Origin of the sequence: Pseudomonas sp. HMSC066A08 (assembly GCF_001813025.1) — a bacterium.
Classification (GTDB): domain Bacteria; phylum Pseudomonadota; class Gammaproteobacteria; order Pseudomonadales; family Pseudomonadaceae; genus Pseudomonas; species Pseudomonas aeruginosa.
This window is the reverse complement of record NZ_KV811305.1, coordinates 51941-73066: the sequence shown is the minus strand read 5'-3', so window position 1 is coordinate 73066 and position 21126 is coordinate 51941. Positions and strand designations below refer to the sequence as shown.

Here is a 21126-nt window from a genome sequence, read left to right as displayed (position 1 = left end):
GTCCCTGAGCAAATTCATCTTCGTGACCGCCGGCAACGGTGGGCCCCACGGCTGCGAAGCGTTTCGCGGCCTGTCCCATCCCCCGCCTGCGCGGTCACCTGGGCGATACCCGGCGAGCGGCTATCGCGAAATATCTGGGCCCCCTATCGGCGGCCGGGCGTTGTCGCGGAAACGGCGACACGCTAGTGGACGGCGGCAGGCCGCCCGTCGTCACATCATGTCTCGTCGCGGCGCCGCGAACGCACCGCGTCCACGAACGCGCGGACCCTGGCCGCATCCTTGATTCCCTTGCTCGCCTCGACGCCACCGCTGACGTCCACCGCGTAGGGCTTGACCTGCTCGACTGCCCTGCCGACGTTATCCGGCGTCAGACCACCGGCCAGCACCAGGGGTTTGCCCAGGTCGGCCGGCACCAGCGACCAGTCGAACGCCGCCCCCGTGCCGCCGGGCACGCCTTCCACATAGGTATCCAGGAGAATCCCGGCAGCTCCCGGATATTCCGCCGCACGCCCGACGATGTCGTCGCCGGGCTTCACCCGCAGGGCTTTCAGGTAGGGTCGCCGATGACCCTCGCAGTCCTCGGCGCGCTCGTCGCCATGGAATTGCAGCAGGTCCAGCGGCACCGCATCGAGAATCTCGCCCAGTTCGCAGCGGCTGGCGTTGACGAACAGGCCGACGCTGGTCACGAACGGCGGCAGGGCACGAACGATCTCCCGCGCCCGATGGATATCCACCGCCCGCGGGCTCTTCGCATAGAACACCAGGCCGATGGCATCGGCGCCCGCCGCGGCGGCGGCCAGGGCGTCCTCGACTCGGGTGATACCGCAGATCTTGATGCGAACGGCTGGCAACGACGGAGAATCCTCGGCGAGTGAGCGACGAACCGCCGGACGGCCGGTCCGGCGGGAATTCTCGATGGTAGCAAAAGCCCGATTCGACGTCAGCCGACGATATCGGGCAATCCGGAAAGGAAATGCGGCCCCAGGTAGCGCTCGGGCAACTCGAACTCCCCGGGGTACTCCACCCGCACCAGATAGAGTCCGTAGGGGTGAGCGGTGACCCCACCGGCGCGCCGGTCGCGCGCCTCGAGCACCTCCTTCGCCCATTCGATCGGCCGCTCGCCGGCACCGATGGTCATCAGGACGCCAGCGATGTTGCGCACCATATGATGAAGGAAAGCGTTACCGCGGATGTCCAGCACGATCAACCGACCATGCTCCAGCAGGCGCACGTGATGCATGGTCTTGACCGGCGACTTGGCCTGGCACTGCACCGCACGGAACGAGGTGAAGTCATGGGTGCCGACCAGTACCTGGGCCGCCTCGCGCATCCGCCCGATATCCAGCGGCCGATGATTCCAGGTGACCTCCTCGGCCAGGTGCGCCGGACGGATCGGATCGTTGTAGATGGCGTAGCGATAGCGCCGGGCCATGGCCGAGAAGCGCGCGTGGAAATGCGCCGGCATCACCCTCGCCCAGGTCACACTGATATCCGCGGGCAGGTTGGCGTTGGTGCCCATCACCCATGCTTTCAACGGGCGCTCCACCGCGGTGTCGAAATGCACCACCTGGCCGCTGGCATGAACGGCAGCGTCGGTACGTCCGGCGCAGATCACCCCGACCGGCTCGGCGGCAACCTTCGACAAGGCGCGCTCCAGCGCTTCCTGCACGGAAGGCACGCCGGCTTCCTGGCGCTGCCAGCCACGATAGCGGGAGCCCTTGTACTCGATGCCGAGGGCGATTCTGGAAACGCCAGCGGCAGCCGATTCGGCTGCCGCTGGCGGAACAACATCGTTCATGAGGGTCGCTTCATTTCCGGATCAGGCCAGGCGCTCCAGCAACTCGCGGGCTTCCGCCTGCTGGCTGTCGTTACCTTCGGCCAGGACTTCGTCGAGGATATCGCGCGCGCCTTCGCTATCGCCCATGTCGATGTAGGCACGAGCCAGATCCAGCTTGGTCGCTGCTTCGTCGGCACCGGAGAGGAAGTCGAAGTCATCGTCGGCGTCTCCGTCCAGTGCGGAGGCGACCGCTGCATCCTCGGCGGAGAAACTCGGCGCCGCGCTCTTCGGCTCGTCAAGGTTGCTGGCCAACTCGTCCAACTGCGCACTCACCTCATCCAACTGGGCGGCGAAACTGTCCTCGCTCTTTGCCGGGGCGGCCGGCTCCGCCGGCTCGTCGGCCAGCGACAGGTCGAAGTCGTCCGGCAGGGACAACGCCGGCTCTTCGGCAGCCTCGGTATCGAGGGTGAATTCGTTGTCGGCAGGCGCCGCGGCGGGCACCTCGTCGTTCAGCGAAAGCAGGAAATCGTCGTCCGAAAGCTTGTCTTCCGGCGCGTCGAGATCCAGGGAGAAATCGCCCAGGTCGTCATGCTTGGGTTGGCTCGGAGTCTCTGCCAACTCCGCGAAATCCAGGCCGAAGTCGAGATCGTCGACAGGCTTGTCCGCCGCGGTCGAAGCCGCCAGGTCCAGATCGCTGTCCAGGGTCAGGTCGTCAAGCGCCCCGCTGTCGGACTTGAGGTCGGCCTGAACGTCGTCGCCGCCCAGGTCGTCCAGGCTCAGGTCGAAGGCGTCGTCGAGATCCTGTCCTGCCGCATCCGGCTTGGCCGCGTGACCGCTGTCGTCGAGCGACAAGTCGTCGAGGCTGAAGCTATCCAGTTCGTCCTGCGCCAGCTTGGCGCCGGCCAGGCCGGCAACCGCGGCGACCGCGACCATTGCCGGGTAGCGCGACTTGAGCTGCTCGACCTGCGGCTGTGCGCCGCCGATTTCGCGCAGCTCGTTTTCCTGGCGAGCGAAACCTTCGCGATCGCCCATCTCGGCATAGACTTCCATCAGCTTGAGGCGCAGGTCGGTGCGCTGCGGCTCGTCGTAGATGGCGTTCTGCAACAATTCGGCGGCCTGGTTGAAACGCCCGTAGGCGATATAGATGTCGGCCTCCCCCAGCGCATCGGAAGTCTGCGCGGTGGTCTTCTCGACCTGCGGAGCGACGGCTGCGACCTGCGGCTCAGGCTCGTCGAGGGTCAGGTCGTCGAAGCCGTCCTTTCCCAGGTCCAGCGCATCCTCCTGTTCCTCGCCGGCATGCGCGGCGAAAGCCTGGGCTTCTTCCTTCTCTTTCTGCGCATTGCGCCGCGACAGGATCATCAGCAGCACCAGCAACGCCAGCAGTGCGCTACCGCCGATCACCGCCAACCACAGCGGGTTGGCCAGCAGTTCGTCGAGGAAGCTCGGTGCCGGCTGTTCTGCCGCCTGTACCGGAGCGGGCGCCGGAACGGCAGGTGCCGGAGGCTTCTCGGCAGCTGGCGCGGGCGGCGGCGCCACCGGAGTCTGCGCCGGAGCGGCGGGTGCTTCTCCGGCCGGAGCAGGAGTCGGCGCTGCCGCAGCGGGAGTCCCGGGCTGAGCCGGCGCCTGCGCGGCTGCATTGGGCTGGGACGCATCCGGCAGGGCTGCGTTCGGCTGGGCTGCGCCCTGGCCTTCGGCGCCCAACTGCCCTTGCAGCTTGGCCAACTGGGCGTCCTTCAGCTGGATCAACTTCTGCAGCTTGTCCAGCTGGCTCTGCAGATCCTGCATGCGGCTCTGCAGTTCTTCGTTCTCGCGGCGAGTGCTATCGAGGCTTTCCTTGGTCACCGCCAGGGTATCGGCGATCGCCTTGCTGTCGCCCTTCCCGCCCTTGTCGGCCCCCTTGCTGGCCTTGCCCTCGCCAGACACCAGGCGCAGGTTGTCCGTGGCGTCGACCTTGGATGGCGCCGACCCGGCGGCATTGCGCTGGGTCGCATCCAACTGCCTGGCGCCAGCGGTGCCCGCAGCCGGATTGCGGCTGCCGCGCCAGCTCTGGTTCTGCGCCTGCACCTGGGACAGCGCCTCGCGCGGCGAGCGCTCCAGCATCTGCTGTTCGGTGGGAATGCGCAGGACCTGGCCGCTCTTCAGCCGGTTGATGTTGCCATCGACGAAAGCGCCCGGATTCAGCTCCTGGAACGCGAGCATCGCCTGGGGTACGGAAACGCGATCGGTACGGTTGCGCTGGGCAATCTCCCAGAGCGTGTCGTTGGAAACGGTGCGATAGGTGTCGCTGCCTGCCGGCGCAGTGGTACGCACCGGAGCCGGTGCCTGCGGGGTTCGCGGGGCGCCGGTCGCGCGCGGCGCGCTGACCGGCGCTTGCGGAGCGCTTGCCGCGGCCTGCGGGGAGTACAGCGGCGGATCCAGCAGGACGGTGTACTCGCGCAGCAGGCGGCCGTTCGGCCAGAGCACCTGGACCAGGAAGTTCAGGTAGGGCTCCTGCACCGGTTTCGACGAGGTCACGCGAATGACGCTCTTGCCGTTGGGCTTCACCACCGGCGTAAACTTCAGGTCGGTGAGGTAGTACAGGCGATCGACACCCGCCTTGCTGAACTCTTCCGGCGACGCCAGGCTCGGGATCACCTCGCCCGAACCCAGGTCACGAACTTCGAGCAGCTCGATCTCGGCATCCAACGGTTGGTTCAACGCCGACTTCAGGGTGATTTCCCCCAGTCCCAATCCATGCGCCATGCCGGAAGTCAGGACCGAGGCCGCCGCGATTGCCCGAACCAGTGTACGAAGCCGAACCATAGTGTAATCCCTTGGTTTTAATATCTTTTCTCGTTTCACGAGAGGGAGTGCGTCGGTGCTTGCTGTCCGCTCGCCCAGCCATGCATGGACGGACGCTCCCCGGCAGCAGCGGATCGAACCAGTATTAACAAGCTCGAATAATTCTACAAATCTGTGGGTAAGTATCTTTTACAGATAGTGTTTTATCAACAACTCACCCAGGAGCACGGCGTTCAGCGCGGCACCTTTTCGCACATTATCAGACACAATCCACAAATTGACCTGACAGGGATCAGCCTGCCCCGCCCTCACCCGGCCGACATAGGTCTCGTCCTGGCCGAGGGCATCGCCGACCACCGTCGGATAATCGCCCTCGCCGACCCATTCGATGCCTTTCGTCGCATCGAGGACCCGCGTCACCGCGGCCAGGTCCACCGGTTCCGCGCATTGCAGGGTCACGCTGAGGCTGTCGCCGAAGAATACCGGCGCCTGGATGCAGGTAACGTTCAACGGTCCGATACGCTCGCCAAGCAAGGCCTGCACCTCCGCGAAGATGCGCCGCTCGATCGCGCTGTGCCCCTCGGCATCCACCGCGCCGACCTGCGCCAGCAGGTTGAAGGCGATCTGGCGGTCGAAGAGACGCGGCTCCAGGGGGCGCGCATTGAGCAGTTCGGCGGTCTGCCGGGCGAGTTCCTTGACCCCTTCGCGCCCCAGGCTGGAGACGGAGAGGCAGGCTGTCAGGTTCAGCTGCCGGCAATCCAGCGTGGCCAGGAGTGGCGCCAGCACTTCGCACAGTTCGGCGGCTACGGCGCAAGGACTGGACAAAAGGAACGGCGCCGCTTGCGAGGCCAGGCGTTCGGCATTCACCGAAACCATGACCGGCGGTGCGACGCTCGGTTCCAGGGCGCCGCTCAGGTCGATCACCGAACAACCCGCCGCGCGGGCACGCTCGGCATGGGCACGCGACACCTCCGCTGCCGCGGCGAAGAAGGCCAGGCCGACACTGGAAAAATCGAAGCTATCGACATCGCCGACACGCAGGCTGCTTTCGGCGAACCCCATGCGCTGCCCGGCCGACTCGGCGCTGGCCAGCAGGTGCAGACGATGAAGCGGGAAGTCGCGTTCGTCGAGGAGACCGACCAGAGCCTCGCCAACCGATCCGGTGGCGCCTACGACTGCGACATTGAGGGGCTGGGACATGGGAAAAGCCTCGGCGGTCTGCGAAATAGGCGTGGCACTTTACTTGCCCACCTTCGCCCAGGCAATCGAGGCGCCGCCCATTGCGGACGGCGCCGGATCGATCAGCGCTCCAGCAGGATGCGCAGCATGCGCCGCAGCGGTTCGGCAGCGCCCCACAGCAACTGGTCGCCGACGGTGAAGGCGCCGAGGTACTGGGAACCCATGTTCAGCTTGCGCAGGCGCCCGACCGGAACGCTCAGGGTGCCGGTGACGGCGGCCGGGGTCAGCTCGCGCACGCTTACCTCGCGGTGGTTCGGCACCAGCTTGACCCAGGGATTGTGCTGGCTGATCAGGCCCTCGATGTCGGTCAGCGGCACATCCTTGTTCAACTTGATGGTCAGCGCCTGGCTGTGGCAACGCATGGCGCCGACGCGCACGCAGATACCGTCGACCGGGATCGGGTTCTTGAAGCGGGCGAGGATCTTGTTGGTCTCCGCCTGGGCCTTCCACTCTTCGCGGCTCTGTCCGTTGGGCAGTTCCTTGTCGATCCAGGGGATCAGGCTGCCGCCCAGCGGCGCGCCGAAATGCTCGGTGGGGAAGGCTTCGCTGCGCAGGGTCTCCGCCACCTTGCGGTCGATGTCGAGAATCGCGCTGGCCGGATTGGCCAGGTCATCCGCCACCGATGCATGGGCGGCGCCCATCTGCTTGAGCAGCTCACGCATGTTCTGCGCACCGGCACCGGAAGCGGCCTGGTAGGTCATGGCGCTCATCCACTCGACCAGGCCGGCGTCGAACAGCCCGCCCAGGGCCATCAGCATCAGGCTGACGGTGCAGTTGCCGCCGATGTAGTTGCGGGTACCGGCGTCCAGAGCCTGGTCGATGACCTTGCGGTTGACCGGGTCGAGGACGATCACCGCGTCGTCTTCCATGCGCAGGCTGGAGGCGGCATCGATCCAGTAGCCCTGCCAGCCGGCCTCGCGCAGCTTGGGGAATACTTCGCTGGTGTAGTCGCCGCCCTGGCAGGTCAGGATCACGTCGAGGGTCTTCAGCTCGTCGATGCTGTAGGCGTCCTTCAGCGGAGCGATGTCCTTGCCCACTTCCGGGCCCTGGCCACCGACGTTCGACGTGGTGAAGAACACCGGCTCGATCAGGTCGAAGTCCCGCTCTTCCAGCATCCGCTGCATGAGTACGGAACCCACCATCCCGCGCCAACCGATCAGACCTACACGCTTCATCGCAACTACACCTATATGAGAGAAGTGAGCTGGCCGGCAGCCATCATGGCGCCGGCCAAGCCCGTCAGATTACAGATTCTTGAGTGCCGCGACTACGGCATCGCCCATTTCCCGGGTGCCGACCTTGCGGCAGCCTTCGGACCAGATGTCGCCGGTGCGCAATCCCTGGTCGAGGACCTTGCTCACCGCCTGTTCGATGGCGTCGGCGGCGGCTGCCTGGTTGAAGCTGTAGCGCAGCATCATCGAGACCGAGAGGATGGTTGCCAGCGGGTTGGCGATGCCCTGACCGGCGATGTCCGGGGCGGAACCGTGGCAGGGTTCGTACATGCCCTTGTTGTTCGCGTCGAGCGAGGCAGAAGGCAGCATGCCGATGGAACCGGTCAGCATGGAAGCCTCATCCGACAGGATGTCGCCGAACATGTTGTCGGTGACCATCACGTCGAACTGCTTGGGCGCGCGCACCAGTTGCATGGCGGCGTTATCCACGTACATATGGGAAAGCTCGACGTCCGGGTAGTCCTTCGCCACCTCTTCCACCACTTCCCGCCACAGCTGGCTGGAGGCGAGGACGTTGGCCTTGTCCACCGAACAGAGCCTGTTATTGCGTACGCGGGCCATATCGAAACCGACGCGGGCGATACGACGGATTTCGCTCTCGCTGTAAGGCAGGGTGTCGTAGGCCTGGCGCTCGCCGTTCTCCAGCACGCGCTGCTCGCGGGGCTGGCCGAAGTAGATGCCGCCGGTCAGTTCGCGGACGATGAGGATGTCCAGCCCGGCGACCACTTCCGGCTTCAGGCTGGAGGCCGCGGCCAGCTGCGGGTAGAGGATGGCCGGACGCAGGTTGGCGAACAGGCCCAGTTGCGAGCGAATCTTCAGCAGGCCACGCTCGGGACGGATATCGCGTTCGATCCTGTCCCATTTCGGCCCCCCTACCGCGCCCAGCAGCACCGCATCGGCCTGACGCGCGCGCTGCAGGGTCTGGTCGGCCAGCGGCACGCCGTGCTTGTCGATGGCCGCGCCACCGATGACGTCCTCGGCCAGTTCGAAGCCGAGCTGGAACCTGTCGTTGGCCAGCTCCAGCACCTTGACCGCTTCCGCCATGATTTCCGGGCCGATACCGTCACCGGGGAGAACCAGGATCTGCTTGCTCATAACACCCTCTTGTCCTTCATTCATTGAACGGCGGGCATGCGCCGCCGCGATCGAACCGTCACTCCCGACGCAGCCACAGCACCAGCACGTCGGTGCTGAACGAGCCGTCGTCGGCAATCTCGAAATACTCCCTGACTTCCTCGCCCACCGCCAGCTGCAGGCTGCGGATCGCCTGGCGGAACACCTCCGGCGTACGCATCCGCTCGACCCACGACTGGAACTCCAGGCGCAAGCGCTGGCGCCGACTTCCGGTGACCAGTAACCCCGCCTCGCCGCTCAGGCGCGCCCACTCGGCCGGCGAGTAGTTGCGCACATGGCTGGTGTCGCGGAGCATCTCGACGGTCTGCAGGAAGGTGTCCGGCAAGGCCTGCCCGGGCGCCGCCACGTCGACGAAGATCGCCACCCCGCCGGGCTTGAGCACCCGCCGCACCTCGCGCAGGGCCAGGCCGACGTCGCGCCAGTGATGAGTGGAATAGCGACTGAAGACGAAATCGAACTCGCCGTCGGCGAAGGGCAGGCTCTCGGCCTTGCCCCGCTCGGTACGGATATTCGCCATGCCCCGTTCCGCGGCGCTCTGCGCCACCACGGCGAGCATCTCGGCGGAAAGATCGTAGGCCACCACCTCTCCTGCCAGGGCAGCGACCTGGAAGCTCACGTGGCCGGCGCCGCAGCCCAGGTCGAGGACCCGCGCTTCCGGGCGCCCGGCCAGGGCGTCGCGCAGCAAGGCGAATTCCTCGCCCTGGGCATGCACGGCGCTGCTCAGGTAGGCCGAAGCCTGGGCGCCGAACTGGCGCTGGACAACGTCATCGTGGTCGCTCATGAACCTACTCCGGGAGAAAAACCGGGCGCACCCAACCCAGGATGCGCCGGCAAGGGGACTCGCGTGCCGCTCAGCGGAACAGCCAGGGCTGCTGCTGGCGGTAGCCGTCCTCGAAAGCACGGATCGCATCGGCGTCCTGCAACGTCAGGCCGATGTCGTCGAGGCCGTTGAGCAGGCAATGCTTGCGGAACGGGTCGACCTCGAAACCCAGCACCTTGCCATCAGGACGGGTAACCGTCTGCGCCGCCAGGTCGATGGACAACTGGTAGCCTTCGTTCGCCTCGACCTGGCGGAACAGTTCGTCCACCTCGGCCTCGGGCAGGATGATCGGCAGCAAGCCGTTCTTGAAACTGTTGTTGAAGAAGATGTCGGCATAGCTCGGTGCGATCACCGTGCGGAAACCGTACTCGTCCAGCGCCCAGGGCGCGTGCTCGCGGGACGAGCCGCAGCCGAAGTTCTCCCGCGCCAGCAGTACGCTGGCGCCCTGGTAGCGCGGCTGGTTGAGGACGAAGTCCGGGTTCAGCGGACGCTTCGAGTTGTCCTGTCCCGGCTGCCCGACATCCAGGTAGCGCCATTCGTCGAACAGGTTGGGGCCGAAGCCGGTGCGCTTGATCGACTTGAGGAATTGCTTGGGAATGATCTGATCGGTATCGACGTTGGCGCGATCCAGCGGAGCGACGAGACCGGTCGTCTGGGTATAGGGTTTCATCTCGGTTCTCCTCAGGCGAGCAATTCGCGGACATCGATGAAGCGGCCGTTGACGGCCGCGGCGGCGGCCATCGCCGGGCTGACCAGGTGGGTACGGCCACCGGCGCCCTGACGGCCCTCGAAGTTGCGGTTGGAGGTCGAGGCGCAGTGTTCGCCGCTCTCCAGCCGGTCCGGATTCATCGCCAGGCACATGGAACAGCCCGGCTCGCGCCATTCGAAACCGGCCTCGATGAAGATCCGGTCCAGGCCTTCCTTCTCGGCCTGCTCCTTGACCAACCCGGAACCCGGCACCACCAGCGCCTGCTTGATGGTCGCGGCGACCTTGCGGCCCCTGGCCACTTCGGCGGCGGCGCGCAGGTCCTCGATCCGCGAGTTGGTGCAGGAACCGATGAATACCCGGTCCAGCTGGATGTCGGTGATCGCCTGGTTCGGCCGCAGGCCCATGTACTTCAAGGCGCGCTCGATGGAGCCGCGCTTGATCGGGTCGCTCTCGCGGGCCGGGTCCGGCACGTTCTGGTCGACGGCCAGGACCATTTCCGGCGACGTGCCCCAACTGACCTGCGGCTTGATCTGCGCGGCGTCCAGCTCGACCACGGTATCGAAACGGGCATCGGCGTCCGACACCAGCCCCTGCCAGCAGGCGACGGCCTGATCCCATTGCTCGGCGCTCGGCGCGAAGGGCCGGCCCTTCACGTAGTCGATGGTCTTCTGGTCGACGGCGACCAGGCCGACGCGGGCGCCCGCCTCGATCGACATGTTGCAGATGGTCATCCGCCCTTCGATGGACAGGTCGCGGATGGCGCTGCCGGCGAACTCGATGGCGTGGCCGTTGCCGCCGGCGGTGCCGATCCTGCCGATCACCGCGAGGACGATATCCTTCGCCGTGACGCCGGCCGGCAGCCTGCCTTCGACCTTGACCAGCATGTTCTTCATCTTCTTCGCCACCAGGCACTGGGTCGCCAGCACATGCTCGACCTCGGAAGTGCCGATGCCGTGGGCCAGCGCGCCGAAGGCACCGTGGGTGGAAGTGTGCGAGTCGCCGCAGACCACGGTCATCCCCGGGAGGGTCGCGCCCTGCTCCGGGCCGACCACATGGACGATACCCTGGCGCACGTCGTTCATCTTGAATTCGGTGATGCCGAAGTCGTCGCAGTTCTCGTCGAGGGTCTGCACCTGCAGGCGCGAGACCTCGTCGGCGATGGCGGCGATGCCGCCCTTGCGCTCGGTGCGGGTGGTCGGCACGTTGTGGTCCGGGGTGGCGATGTTGGCGTCGATCCGCCACGGCTTGCGCCCGGCCAGGCGAAGGCCCTCGAAGGCCTGCGGCGAGGTCACTTCGTGCAGGATATGGCGGTCGATGTAGATCAGCGCCGAACCGTCGTCGCGCTGCTTGACCAGGTGCATGTCCCAGAGTTTGTCGTAGAGGGTCTTGCCGGCCATCGGGATTTCCTCATCAGCTCATTTCTATGCCCACAGGGCTTGTGAGGATGATCCTATGGCCTGACCACGAATAACTCAAATTCATATTTTTCATCCAAAGCATTCCCAACGGGAATCCATTGGCGCTAAGCTCCGGGCAGCCGAAACCAGCGGAGGCCCGCAATGGACCTGAACAGCCTCAACACCTTCATCGCCATTGCCGAGACCGGCAGCTTCTCCGAAGCCGGCGAGCGCCTGCACCTGACCCAACCGGCGGTGAGCAAGCGCATCGCCGCCCTCGAACAGCAACTCAATGCCCGGCTGTTCGACCGGGTCGGCCGCGAGGTCAACCTCACCGAGGCCGGCCGCGCCCTGCTGCCGCGCGCCTACCAGTTGCTCAACGTGCTCGACGACACCCGCCGGGCGCTGAACAACCTCACCGGCGAGGTCAGCGGCCGGCTGGTCCTGGCCACCAGCCACCACATCGGCCTGCATCGCCTGCCGCCGCTGCTGCGCGCCTTCACCCGGGCGCATCCGCAGGTGGCGCTGGATATCCAGTTCCTGGATTCGGAAGTGGCCTACGAGGAGATTCTTCATGGCCGTGCGGAGCTGGCGGTGATCACCCTGGCCCCGGAAACCGCCGAACCGGTGCGCGCAGTCCCGGTGTGGGACGACCCGCTGGACTTCGTCGCCGCCCCGGAGCACCCGCTGGCCCGACAGGGCACGGTGTTCCTCGCCGACGTCGCCAAGCACCCCGCGGTATTCCCCGGCGGCAACACCTTCACCCACCACATCGTGCGGCGCATGTTCGAAGCCGAAGGGCTGACGCCGAACATCGCCATGAGCACCAACTACCTGGAGACCATCAAGATGATGGTCTCCATCGGTCTGGCCTGGAGCGTGCTGCCGCGGACCATGCTCGACGACCAGGTGGTGCGCCTGCCGCTGCAGGACATCCAGCTCAGCCGCCAGCTCGGCTATATCCTGCACACCGAGCGGACCCTGTCGAACGCCGCGCGCGCCTTCATGCGCCTGCTCGACGAACAGGCACTCGGCAACGGCACTCCAGCGGCCTGAAGCGATTCAGGTCGGACGCCACGGGTAGGCCCTCCCCTATTCGCCATCCGCGGCCAGCGCTCACCCGACCTGCATCACAATGCCCTCGCGACTCAGCCCTCGCCGACCCACGCCTGCACCTCGACCTCCACGTCGACCCCCAGCGCCAGCCCGGCGGTCACCGTCGAGCGTACCGGCAAGGCCCCCTGCACATGACGCTGGTAGACCTCGTTGAAACCGGCGAAGTGGGCCATGTCCGACAGCCAGACGGTGACCTTCACCAGTTGGTCGAAACGCGCGCCACAGCTCTCCAGGGTCTCGCCGATGCGTGCCATCACCGCTTCGGTCTGGGTCTGGATATCGCCACGTACCACCTCGCCGGTCGGACTCATCGGCACCTGTCCGGAAAGAAACAGGAAGCCGCCGGCCCGCACCGCGCGGGAAAAGGGAAACGGCAGGCTGCTGGGGTAACGCTGGATGTCATCGCTCATCTGGATTGCCTCCTGTGGATGAAGCGCTAGGAAGAAAAGGTTTCGGCCGCGGAATCGGCGTATTCATGTAGCACTGCGATCAACCCTGGCTCATATCGACGCGCTCCGCCAGAAAGTCCAGGAACGCCCGCACGCGCAGCGGCAGATAGCCGCCCTGGCCGACGTAGACGGCGTGGACATCCTCCTGGTCGCCCGGGTTGTATGCCTCGAGCACGGGAAGCAGGCGGCCGGCGGCTATGTCTTCGCGCACCTGGAACGCGGCCAGCCGCGCCAGGCCCAGGCCGGCCACGGCCAGGCGGCGTAGCGCCTCGCCATCGCTGGCCTGGGCGTTGCCCGACAACGGCACCACGAGTTCCTCACCGGCGTCCCGCAGCGGCCAGCCGGAGCGCGTTCGCACATAGTTGGCGCCGAGCCGGTTGTGCCCCAGCAGCGCCTGCGGCGTGGCCGGCATGCCATGCCGGGCCAGGTAGGCCGGCGCACCGACGATCAGCATGCGCGTGCTCCCCAGCTTGCGCGCCACCAGGCTCGAGCTTTTCAGCGGCCCCGCGCGCACGGCCACGTCGGTGCGCTGCTCGAGGATGTCGACGACCTCATCGGTCAGCACGATATCCAGCGTCACCTCGGGATGCTGCGCGAGGAACTCGGGCACCAGCGGCAGCAGGAAGTGATGTCCGAAAGGCACGTTGGCGTTGACTCGCAAGCGCCCGCGCGGCGCCGCGTTTTCGCTCGCACACCGCTCGGCTTCCTCCAGGTCGGCCAGGATACGCACCCCGCGCTCGTAGAACGCACATCCCTCGGGCGTCAGTTGCAATTGACGGGTGGAACGGTTCAGCAAGCGGGTTCCCAGGCGCTGTTCGAGCCGGGTGATCAGCTTGCTGACTGCCGAGGGCGTCATGCCGCAATGTCGAGCGGCGGCGGAAAAGCCCCTCGACTCGACGACCCGGGCAAACACCTCCAGTTCGCCGGAACGGTTGACTTCAAGCCGGGCCATGGCGCCCTGCCTGATGATTTCGCTTCATAAATGATGTTCCCCGCGGCGGTCTATTTCCCTTAAATCTTTGAATTCATCATCAGCTACAGGATAACCACTGAATTCAACGACATGAAACGACCCATTGAAAGACTTCCCGCCGCGACCTCCAGCGCAACCCGGGCCTTCGCGCTCGCGACGAGCCTGTTGTACGCCTGCGCCGCGCCGGCCGCTTCCTGGACCGCCAGCTGGCAGGCCAGCCCGCAGCCGGTCTGGGCTGAGGACTTCCTGTTTCCCAGCAACGTGCCGGCCGAACTGCACGACCAGACGGTGCGGCAACTGGCGCGAATCAGCCTGGGAGGAACGCGCGTGCGCATCGTCCTGGCAAATACCTATGGAAAGCGCCCGATCCGGATCGGCAGGGCCACCCTGGCCAAACCCGGTTCCGAGCGCGCCGCGGTCGCCACCGGCAGCCTGCATGACGTGACCTTCGGCGGACGCCGGACGGCGACCATCGCGCCCGGCGCCACGCTACTCAGCGATCCGGTGGCGATGCCGGTTGCCGCGCTCTCGCAGGTGCTGGTGAGTATCTACCTGCCGGCCGCCACGCCCATGGAAACCTTCCACTGGGACGGCCGCCAGACGGGCTGGATCGTCGCCGGCGAGCAGACCCAAAGCCACGCATTGCAGCTGGACGCGGCGGACAGCCAGAGCACCACCGCGCGCCTGCTGTTGACAGGTATCCTGGTCGAAACCGAAACGGCAACGCGGACGCTGGTGACGCTCGGCGACTCGATCACCGACGGAGCCAGCGCCAGCCTCGACCGGAACAGCCGTTGGCCGGACTTCCTCGCCGAACGCCTGGCCCCGCATGGCGTCGCCGTGGTCAATGCCGGGATCTCCGGTGCCCGCCTGCTGAGCGACGGCATGGGCGTGAACGCGCTGGCACGCCTGGACCGCGACGTACTGGCCCAGCCAGGCGCAAGCAGCATGGTGGTGATGCTCGGCATCAACGACATTGCCTGGCCCGGTACCGCTTTCGCCCGGAATGCCGCACCGCCCACCCTGGAAGCGCTGATCGCCGGCTACCGGCAATTGATCGAACAGGCGCACAACCGGGGTATCCGGGTCGTCGGCGCGACCCTCACGCCGTTCGAGGGCGCACTGCCCGGCACGCCGCTGAGCGATTATTACCATCCCGCCAAGGAAGCCCTGCGCAGGCAGGTTAACGAGTGGATCCGTCATGCCGGCGCCTTCGATGCGGTGATCGACTTCGACGCGGCATTGCGCGATCCGGAGCAGCCGTCGCGGCTCGCCGCGCGCTACGACTCCGGCGACCACCTGCATCCCGGCGACGAAGGCAACCGGGCGATGGCAGCCGCCGTCGACCTCGACGTCCTGCTGGACGAGATGCCCCACGGCCTACCGGCAGAGCCCCGGGCCGATAGCGCAACGAAATGAAAAAGGCGCCCGGAGGCGCCTTTTTTCGATCACCGCTGACGGTTACTGGTTGTCCAGTGCCGGGCGCTGGCCATTGATGGCGATACGCTTCGGCTTGGCTTCTTCCGGAACCAGCCGGACCAGGTCGATGTTCAGCAGGCCGTTGGCCAGCGAAGCCGCCTTGACCTCGATATGGTCGGCGAGGCGGAACGACAGCTTGAAGGCGCGCTGGGCAATGCCCTGGTGCAGGTAGGTCACGTTGTCCGTGGACTTCTCGCGCTTGCCGCCACTGACGGTCAGCACGCCGCGCTCGACCTGCAGGTCCAGGTCTTCTTCCTGGAAGCCGGCGGCGGCGATGACGATGCGATACTCGTCGTCACCGTGCTTTTCGACGTTGTAGGGCGGGTAGGTACTCCCGGCCTCATTGCGCAGGGCCGACTCGAACAGATCGTTGAAGCGATCGAAGCCTACGGAATGACGGAACAGCGGGGCGAGGGAAAAAGCGTTGCTCATTGCGAATCTCCTGAATTATCAGCAAGTACTCTGGTGCGGAACCCGTCTTCGGCATCCCGCACGAACTAGATAGGGATCGTCGGAAGTATTTCAAGAGCCTTGAGAACGACCGTTCGTCGTGCTCAGATCGAAACTCATCCTTTCGAGAATCGTCGCCATGGAACGCGCAATCCCGACCTTCCCCTGCCGCGATCTGGACAGCGCCAGCGCCTTCTACCAGTCCCTCGGCTTCCACCTTGGCGCTCGCTATCCGACCTACGCCATCCTCCAGCGCGGCGCCCTGGAGCTGCACCTGTCGCTGTTCGAAGCGCTCGAACCGAAGACCAATTGCAGCGCTGCCTACCTGCGCCTGGAGGACGCCCAGGCGCTGCATCGCCAGGCCGAGGCACTCGGCCTGGGCGGCCAGGGGATTCCACGCATCACGGCCCTGGAAGAGCAGCCCTGGGGCATGCGCGAATTCGCCCTGATCGATCCCGACGGCAACCTGCTGCGGGTCGGCCAGGAGCTCGATGCGACGCCAGAGCAACACCGGGTTCGCCTGGCCAGCGCCGACGACGTCCCCGCGGTGGCCGCGCTCTGGCAAGCCAATGTCCGCGAAGCCGGGGAAACCCTGGATGCCGGCGACCAGCAGGCGATCCAGGCACTGCTCCTGGCCGCCTCGCGCAACCGCTTGCTCTGGCTGGCGGAGGCCCAGCAGCATCCCCGCGGTTTCGTCCTCGCCCACTTGTGGCAGATCGAGGACGGTCAGGCACGGGTCGGAGAGATCGCAGAGCTCTACGTATTGCCGCAGGCCCGCCGCCAGGGCCTGGCCCGGGAACTGGTGGGCAGCGCCGAGGAGGCCCTGCGCTCGCGCGGCGCTGGCCTGATCCGCGCGCAATCGGCCCTTGACGCGCCGCTGTCCAACCTGTTCTGGCAGGGCCTGGGCTGGGACGCCGACTACCTGACCTTCACTCGCTACTGACCTGGGGAGCATCATCATGCGCAACGTCATGCTGATCACCGGAGCCAGCCGCGGCATCGGCGCCGCCACCGCTCTGCTCGCCGCCGAACGCGGCTATGCGGTCGTCCTCAACTATCTGCGCAACCGCGAGGCCGCCGAAGCGCTGCGCCAGCGCATCGAGCGCCAGGGCGGCGAAGCCCTGGCGGTGGCGGCCGACGTAGCCGAGGAAGGCGATGTCGAGCGGCTGTTCGCCGCCATCGACGAACGTTTCGGCCGCCTCGATGTGCTGGTCAACAACGCCGGCATGCTGGAAGCGCAGACGCGCCTGGAAAACATCGACGCGGCGCGCCTGCACAGGGTATTCGCGACCAACGTGACCGGTAGCTTCCTCTGCGCCCGCGAGGCGGTGAAGCGCCTGTCGACCCGCCACGGCGGCCGCGGCGGCAGCATCGTCAACGTATCCTCCATGGCCTCGCGGCTGGGATCGCCCAACGAATACATCGACTATGCCGCCGCCAAGGGCGCCATCGACAGCATGACCATCGGGCTGGCCAGGGAAGTGGCGGCGGAGGGTATCCGGGTCAACGCGGTGCGGCCCGGACTTATCGATACCGATATCCACGCCAGCGGCGGCGAGCCCGGCCGTATCGAACGCCTGAAGGGCGGCATACCGCTAGGACGCGGCGGTACGGTGGAGGAAGTCGCGCGGGCGATTCTCTGGCTGGCGTCGGACGAAGCCAGCTACAGCACCGGCACCTTCATCGATGTCAGCGGCGGCCGTTAGGCCTGGTACGCAAGCTAGGCCGCCTGGCTGAACGACACCTGCAACAGCCGGTCGATGGTTTCGCAATCGCTTTCCCGGCGAATCCGTGCGAACAGCTCGACGGCTTCGGGATAGGTGCGGGTGAGCATGCCCAGCCACTGCTTGAGACGGCCCGGGGCATAGCGCGGGGCGAGCTTGCGCCGGGCCTGCAGCCAGAAGTCGCGCAGCAGCGGCAACAGCTCGCTCCAGGGCATCTCGCGGATTTCGCCGCCATCGCGCCAGGCGGCGATCTGCCGAGCCAGGCCTGGGCGCGAGACCAGGCCGCGACCGAGCATGATGTCCTCCACCCCACTGACCTCGCGACAACGCAGGTAGTCGTCGAGCGTCCACACTTCGCCATTGGCGAACACCGGCACGCGCACCGCCTCGGCCACCCGCGCCACCCACTCCCAGTGCGCCGGCGGCCTGTAGCCATCGACCTTGGTCCGGGCATGCACCACTACATGGGCCGAGCCGCCGTCGGCCAGGGCCCGCGCACAATCCAGGGCGCCGTCGGGACTGTCGTAGCCCAGACGCATCTTCGAGGTCACCGCAATCTCGCTCGGCACCGCGCGACGCACGGCGGCGACGATGTCGTGCATCAGCTCCGGCTCCTTGAGCAATACCGCACCGCCACGCGAGCGGTTCACGGTCTTGGCCGGACAACCGAAGTTCAGGTCGATCACCGGGGCGCCCAGCTCACAGGCGAACGCGGCGTTATCGGCCAGGCACGCAGGATCGGAGCCGAGCAACTGGACACGCATCGGCGTCCCGGCGCGGGTCCGGCTACCGTCGCGCAGCTCCGGCGCCAGCTTGTGGAAAGCCGTGGCCGGCAGCAGGCGATCGGTGATGCGGATGAATTCGGTGACGCACCAATCGATGCCGCCGACGCGGGTCAGCACGTCGCGGAGGATTTCATCCACCAGACCTTCCATCGGCGCCAGGGCGATTTGCACGAACCACTACCTCGAAAATGACAGGCGGCGGATTCTAGAGAATCCGCCGCCCGGAACAAAGTGCGAATGCCTGCCGGCCGACGCGCGACGGGTCAGGCCCCGGCGAGCAGAGCCTGGCCATAGCCGTCGATGAACTCCGCCGGCATCCGCTTCGGCTTGCCGCTGGACAGTTCGATGCAGACGAAGGTGGTCTGCGCCCGTAGCAGCGTGGCGCCATCCGCCGGGCGTACCAACTGGAAGCGCCGGTTCATCCGCAGGCGCTGGTCGGACTCGACGATCCAGGTCGCCAGTTGCAGTTCGTCGCCCTCGTAGGCCGCGGCCAGGTAGTCGATCTCGTGGCGCAGCACCGCCATCGCCCGGTCCAACCGGCGGTACTCGGCCAGGTCCAGGCCCAGCCGCTGCGAGTGGCGCCAGGCGCAGCGCTCCAGCCAGCTGACGTAGACGGCGTTGTTCGCGTGGCCGAGCCCGTCGATATCCTCGGCGAGGACCCTGAGGTCGATCACGAACGGATCGGCGTAGTCCCAATTCATCAATGCTGCTCCAGGCTGCTGGCCAGTTCGCGCGCCTCCCTGGCCAGTTGTGTGATCTGATCCCAGGCCCGCGCCCGGATCAGGCTCGGTGGCGCCAGCCAGGTGCCGCCGACACAGGCGACATTGGGCAGGCGGAGGAAATTCAGCAGGTTGTCCAGGTTCACCCCGCCGGTCGGGCAGAAGCGGATGCCGGTGAACGGCCCCTTCAGGCTTTTCAGCATTTTCACGCTGGCAGTGCCATCGGCCGGGAACAGCTTCAGCGAGCGATAACCGTACTCCAGCGCCAGCAGCACTTCCGAAGGCGTCATCACCCCGGGCAGGTATGGCAGGCCGGCATCCTCCGCGGCGGCGGCAAGGCGCGGCGTGCATCCGGGGCTGACGGCGAACTGCGCGCCCGCGTCGCGCGCCTCGAGAAACTGCTCGGTGTGGATCAGGGTACCCGCCCCCAGCAGGACCTCGGGCACCTCGCGATGGATGGCGGCGATCGCGTCCAGCGCCTGCGGCGTGCGCAGCGTCACTTCCAGCACCGTGACGCCGCCCGCATACAACGCACGCGCCAGGTCGGGCGCCAGTGCCACGTCCTCGATCACCAGCACCGGCAATACCGGGCTGGCCTGCTGCAGGACCCGATCCAGCGGCAATGTCATGGGCACTCCTCGATTCGAAACGGTTCGCCCCGCCGGATCGCTCCGCGCGGGCCACAGCGCTTTTTACCGAAGAACCGAGGCCAGGACAACGACAACCCCTCTGCTACGCGCCTCAGGAAGCGCTCGCCGTCTTTTCCACGCGTCGGCAAGCGCGCATCGCCGGGCGCTCCTCGAGCAGCGCCAGCAGCGACTCGCTCAGCCTGCGCTCGCCGAGCAGCCGGTGGTGGCCGCCGCCCGGCAGGCGCAGCAAGCGACTGGCCGGCCAGGCGGCATGGATGCGCTCGGCATTTTCCACCGCTACGCGCGTGTCGTCGTCGGCATGCACCACCAGTCCGGGCATTTCCAGACGGTAGCGCGCCACATCCAGGCACGCCGCGGATATGCCCGCCTGACGCTCGACCAGACGGATGAAATGCGAGCGAGCCAGGGCCGGCAAACCGACGAAACGAGCGAACAGGCGCAACTGTTCGAGAATCCGCGACGGCGCCGAGACCGTCACCAGCGCTTCGCTGCGCAACCCCATCTGGGCCGCCAGCAACGCCGCCGCGCCACCCAGGGAATGACCGACCACCGCACGCAGCGGCGGCAACTCGCCAGCGGCCTCCAGCAAGGCATGGGCGAACAGCACCACGTTCGCCTCCCTGCCCGGCGAGCGGCCATGTGCCGGCGCATCGAGGGCATACACCGAATAACCCGCGCCGACCAGTTGCTCGATCAGATGGGCGAACTGTGTCGGCCTGCCAGCCCAGCCATGCAGCAGCAGGACTGCCGGCCCCTCGCCCCAGCGCAACACCGACAGCCCGAAGCGCAGAGTGACGCGCTCCGAGCTGGCCAGCAGCGGCAGCTCCCAATCCTTCGGCGGCCACTCGCCAGGCATCATGAACGCCCGACGCATACGCTCGGCCGTCCAACGCGGCGCGATGCGGCCGATCGTCCCGTTGAAACCGCGAATCCAGGTCAGGCTGCTCATCTCGCACCTCCTCAGTTCACCGCCTGCTTGGCGGCACGCAGAACCCGGTCGGACAGTTCGCCCGGCCCCAACGCCCGGGCCAGCGCCAAACCGCCAATCATCAACACCAGGTCGGCCAGGGCGACGTCGGTTTCCTCGGGACTTTCCGCCAGGCTGGCGACCATGATCTCGACATGTCTGCTCAAGACCTCGCGAAACCCCTCTGGCAGGCGCGCCACCTCGGCGAGGGTCGCCGGCAGCGGACAACCAGCGTCGACCTGTGCGTCCCGATGCTTGCGCGACAGGTAGAAGGCGGCCGCCAAGGCCCGACGCTCCTTTCCCGACAATCCGGGGTCGAGTTCGCCGAGCAGTTCGCGGCGTTTGCCGAGCAATTGCTCGAATGCCTCGAGCATCAGCGCATCCTTGCTCTGGAAGTGGGCATAGAAGCCGCCGACGGTGAGCCCCGCCGCGCCCATCACTTCCCCGACGCTAGGCTCGACGGCGCCCCGCTCGAGCAGGGCCTGGGTGGCGGCACCGAGGATGCGGGCACGGGTCTGGGTTTTCTTGTCGCTCATGACGGCCTCCGAAAATATTATAGATGAAATATTACATGCATAATAAAAATCGACAAGCGTACGGCCGGACCGTCTGTCAGGAAATTCGAAAAGGGAAAAAACAAAAGGGCCATTCCAATTCGGAATGGCCCTATAGAGCCCCGCAGAGCGGGAAAAAGTGGCGTCCCCTAGGGGACTCGAACCCCTGTT

The 21126-nt window shown here is 66.5% G+C and carries 21 protein-coding genes; 4 read left to right on the top strand and 17 right to left on the bottom strand.

Annotated elements, in window-relative coordinates:
- Nucleotides 1-215: 215 nt before the first annotated feature.
- The 9 genes from HMPREF2886_RS16605 to leuC form a co-directional block, all read right to left on the bottom strand.
- Nucleotides 216-851: a phosphoribosylanthranilate isomerase gene (locus HMPREF2886_RS16605; RefSeq protein WP_033971512.1), complete on the bottom strand. Its 636-nt coding sequence runs from the start codon at nt 849-851 to the stop codon at nt 216-218.
- Nucleotides 852-940: 89 nt separating this feature from the next.
- A complete protein-coding gene (gene truA, locus HMPREF2886_RS16600) occupies nt 941-1798 on the bottom strand; it encodes a tRNA pseudouridine(38-40) synthase TruA (RefSeq protein WP_003091390.1) in 858 nt (285 codons plus the stop codon).
- Between the two features lie 21 nt (nt 1799-1819).
- A complete protein-coding gene (gene fimV, locus HMPREF2886_RS16595) occupies nt 1820-4579 on the bottom strand; it encodes a motility hub landmark protein FimV (protein WP_070747865.1) in 2760 nt (919 codons plus the stop codon).
- 168 nt (nt 4580-4747) lie between these two features.
- Entirely contained in the window at nt 4748-5758 is a 1011-nt protein-coding gene (locus HMPREF2886_RS16590; RefSeq protein WP_003115016.1) for an aspartate-semialdehyde dehydrogenase, read from the bottom strand.
- Nucleotides 5759-5859: 101 nt separating this feature from the next.
- Nucleotides 5860-6972 (bottom strand): aspartate-semialdehyde dehydrogenase, encoded by a 1113-nt coding sequence (asd, locus tag HMPREF2886_RS16585; protein ID WP_003111187.1) that lies wholly within the window; start codon nt 6970-6972, stop codon nt 5860-5862.
- 69 nt (nt 6973-7041) lie between these two features.
- Nucleotides 7042-8124 (bottom strand): 3-isopropylmalate dehydrogenase, encoded by a 1083-nt coding sequence (leuB, locus tag HMPREF2886_RS16580; RefSeq protein WP_033971520.1) that lies wholly within the window; start codon nt 8122-8124, stop codon nt 7042-7044.
- A 58-nt stretch (nt 8125-8182) separates the two neighbouring features.
- Complete coding sequence (locus HMPREF2886_RS16575) at nt 8183-8944, bottom strand: class I SAM-dependent methyltransferase (protein WP_033975871.1); 762 nt, start codon at nt 8942-8944, stop codon at nt 8183-8185.
- Nucleotides 8945-9014: 70 nt separating this feature from the next.
- Complete coding sequence (leuD, locus tag HMPREF2886_RS16570) at nt 9015-9653, bottom strand: 3-isopropylmalate dehydratase small subunit (RefSeq protein WP_003091398.1); 639 nt, start codon at nt 9651-9653, stop codon at nt 9015-9017.
- A gap of 11 nt (nt 9654-9664) precedes the next feature.
- The gene (leuC, locus tag HMPREF2886_RS16565) at nt 9665-11089 is read right to left on the bottom strand and encodes a 3-isopropylmalate dehydratase large subunit (RefSeq protein WP_003091399.1); all 1425 of its coding nucleotides are present in this window, start codon (nt 11087-11089) and stop codon (nt 9665-9667) included.
- A gap of 162 nt (nt 11090-11251) precedes the next feature.
- On the opposite strand from leuC, the gene HMPREF2886_RS16560 reads away from it, so the two are divergent.
- Nucleotides 11252-12145, top strand: coding sequence for a LysR family transcriptional regulator (locus HMPREF2886_RS16560; protein ID WP_033971524.1), 894 nt, complete (start codon nt 11252-11254; stop codon nt 12143-12145).
- 92 nt (nt 12146-12237) lie between these two features.
- On the opposite strand, the gene HMPREF2886_RS16555 is transcribed toward HMPREF2886_RS16560, so the two are convergent.
- Together HMPREF2886_RS16555 and HMPREF2886_RS16550 are read right to left on the bottom strand one after the other, a co-directional pair.
- Complete coding sequence (locus tag HMPREF2886_RS16555; protein WP_003091402.1) at nt 12238-12615, bottom strand: RidA family protein; 378 nt, start codon at nt 12613-12615, stop codon at nt 12238-12240.
- Nucleotides 12616-12694: 79 nt separating this feature from the next.
- Entirely contained in the window at nt 12695-13606 is a 912-nt protein-coding gene (locus HMPREF2886_RS16550; RefSeq protein WP_033971526.1) for a LysR family transcriptional regulator, read from the bottom strand.
- 111 nt (nt 13607-13717) lie between these two features.
- On the opposite strand from HMPREF2886_RS16550, the gene HMPREF2886_RS16545 reads away from it, so the two are divergent.
- The gene (locus HMPREF2886_RS16545) at nt 13718-15046 is read left to right on the top strand and encodes an SGNH/GDSL hydrolase family protein (RefSeq protein WP_033971529.1); all 1329 of its coding nucleotides are present in this window, start codon (nt 13718-13720) and stop codon (nt 15044-15046) included.
- A 42-nt stretch (nt 15047-15088) separates the two neighbouring features.
- Here the strand turns inward: HMPREF2886_RS16545 and HMPREF2886_RS16540 are convergent, their stop codons facing one another.
- Nucleotides 15089-15538: an Hsp20 family protein gene (locus HMPREF2886_RS16540; RefSeq protein WP_003091405.1), complete on the bottom strand. Its 450-nt coding sequence runs from the start codon at nt 15536-15538 to the stop codon at nt 15089-15091.
- 157 nt (nt 15539-15695) lie between these two features.
- On the opposite strand from HMPREF2886_RS16540, the gene HMPREF2886_RS16535 reads away from it, so the two are divergent.
- A complete protein-coding gene (locus HMPREF2886_RS16535; protein WP_033971532.1) occupies nt 15696-16499 on the top strand; it encodes a GNAT family N-acetyltransferase in 804 nt (267 codons plus the stop codon).
- A 16-nt stretch (nt 16500-16515) separates the two neighbouring features.
- Nucleotides 16516-17262 carry an SDR family oxidoreductase gene (locus tag HMPREF2886_RS16530; protein ID WP_033971534.1) on the top strand — a complete coding sequence of 249 codons (747 nt, stop codon included), beginning with the start codon at nt 16516-16518 and terminating at the stop codon, nt 17260-17262.
- Between the two features lie 14 nt (nt 17263-17276).
- Here HMPREF2886_RS16530 and HMPREF2886_RS16525 read toward each other — a convergent pair whose 3' ends face one another.
- The 5 genes from HMPREF2886_RS16525 to HMPREF2886_RS16505 all read right to left on the bottom strand — a co-directional run bounded on the left by HMPREF2886_RS16525 (nt 17277) and on the right by HMPREF2886_RS16505 (nt 20937).
- Nucleotides 17277-18236, bottom strand: coding sequence for a tRNA dihydrouridine synthase (locus HMPREF2886_RS16525; protein WP_003104220.1), 960 nt, complete (start codon nt 18234-18236; stop codon nt 17277-17279).
- 92 nt (nt 18237-18328) lie between these two features.
- Nucleotides 18329-18766 carry an acyl-CoA thioesterase gene (locus HMPREF2886_RS16520; protein ID WP_003107647.1) on the bottom strand — a complete coding sequence of 146 codons (438 nt, stop codon included), beginning with the start codon at nt 18764-18766 and terminating at the stop codon, nt 18329-18331.
- Nucleotides 18766-19413, bottom strand: coding sequence for a bifunctional 4-hydroxy-2-oxoglutarate aldolase/2-dehydro-3-deoxy-phosphogluconate aldolase (locus tag HMPREF2886_RS16515; protein WP_070747862.1), 648 nt, complete (start codon nt 19411-19413; stop codon nt 18766-18768). Before HMPREF2886_RS16515 ends, HMPREF2886_RS16520 begins: the two co-directional genes overlap by 1 nt.
- Nucleotides 19414-19525: 112 nt before the next feature.
- A complete protein-coding gene (locus HMPREF2886_RS16510; protein WP_003160693.1) occupies nt 19526-20383 on the bottom strand; it encodes an alpha/beta fold hydrolase in 858 nt (285 codons plus the stop codon).
- A gap of 11 nt (nt 20384-20394) precedes the next feature.
- A complete protein-coding gene (locus tag HMPREF2886_RS16505) occupies nt 20395-20937 on the bottom strand; it encodes a TetR/AcrR family transcriptional regulator (RefSeq protein WP_003091415.1) in 543 nt (180 codons plus the stop codon).
- Nucleotides 20938-21126 lie beyond the last annotated feature (189 nt).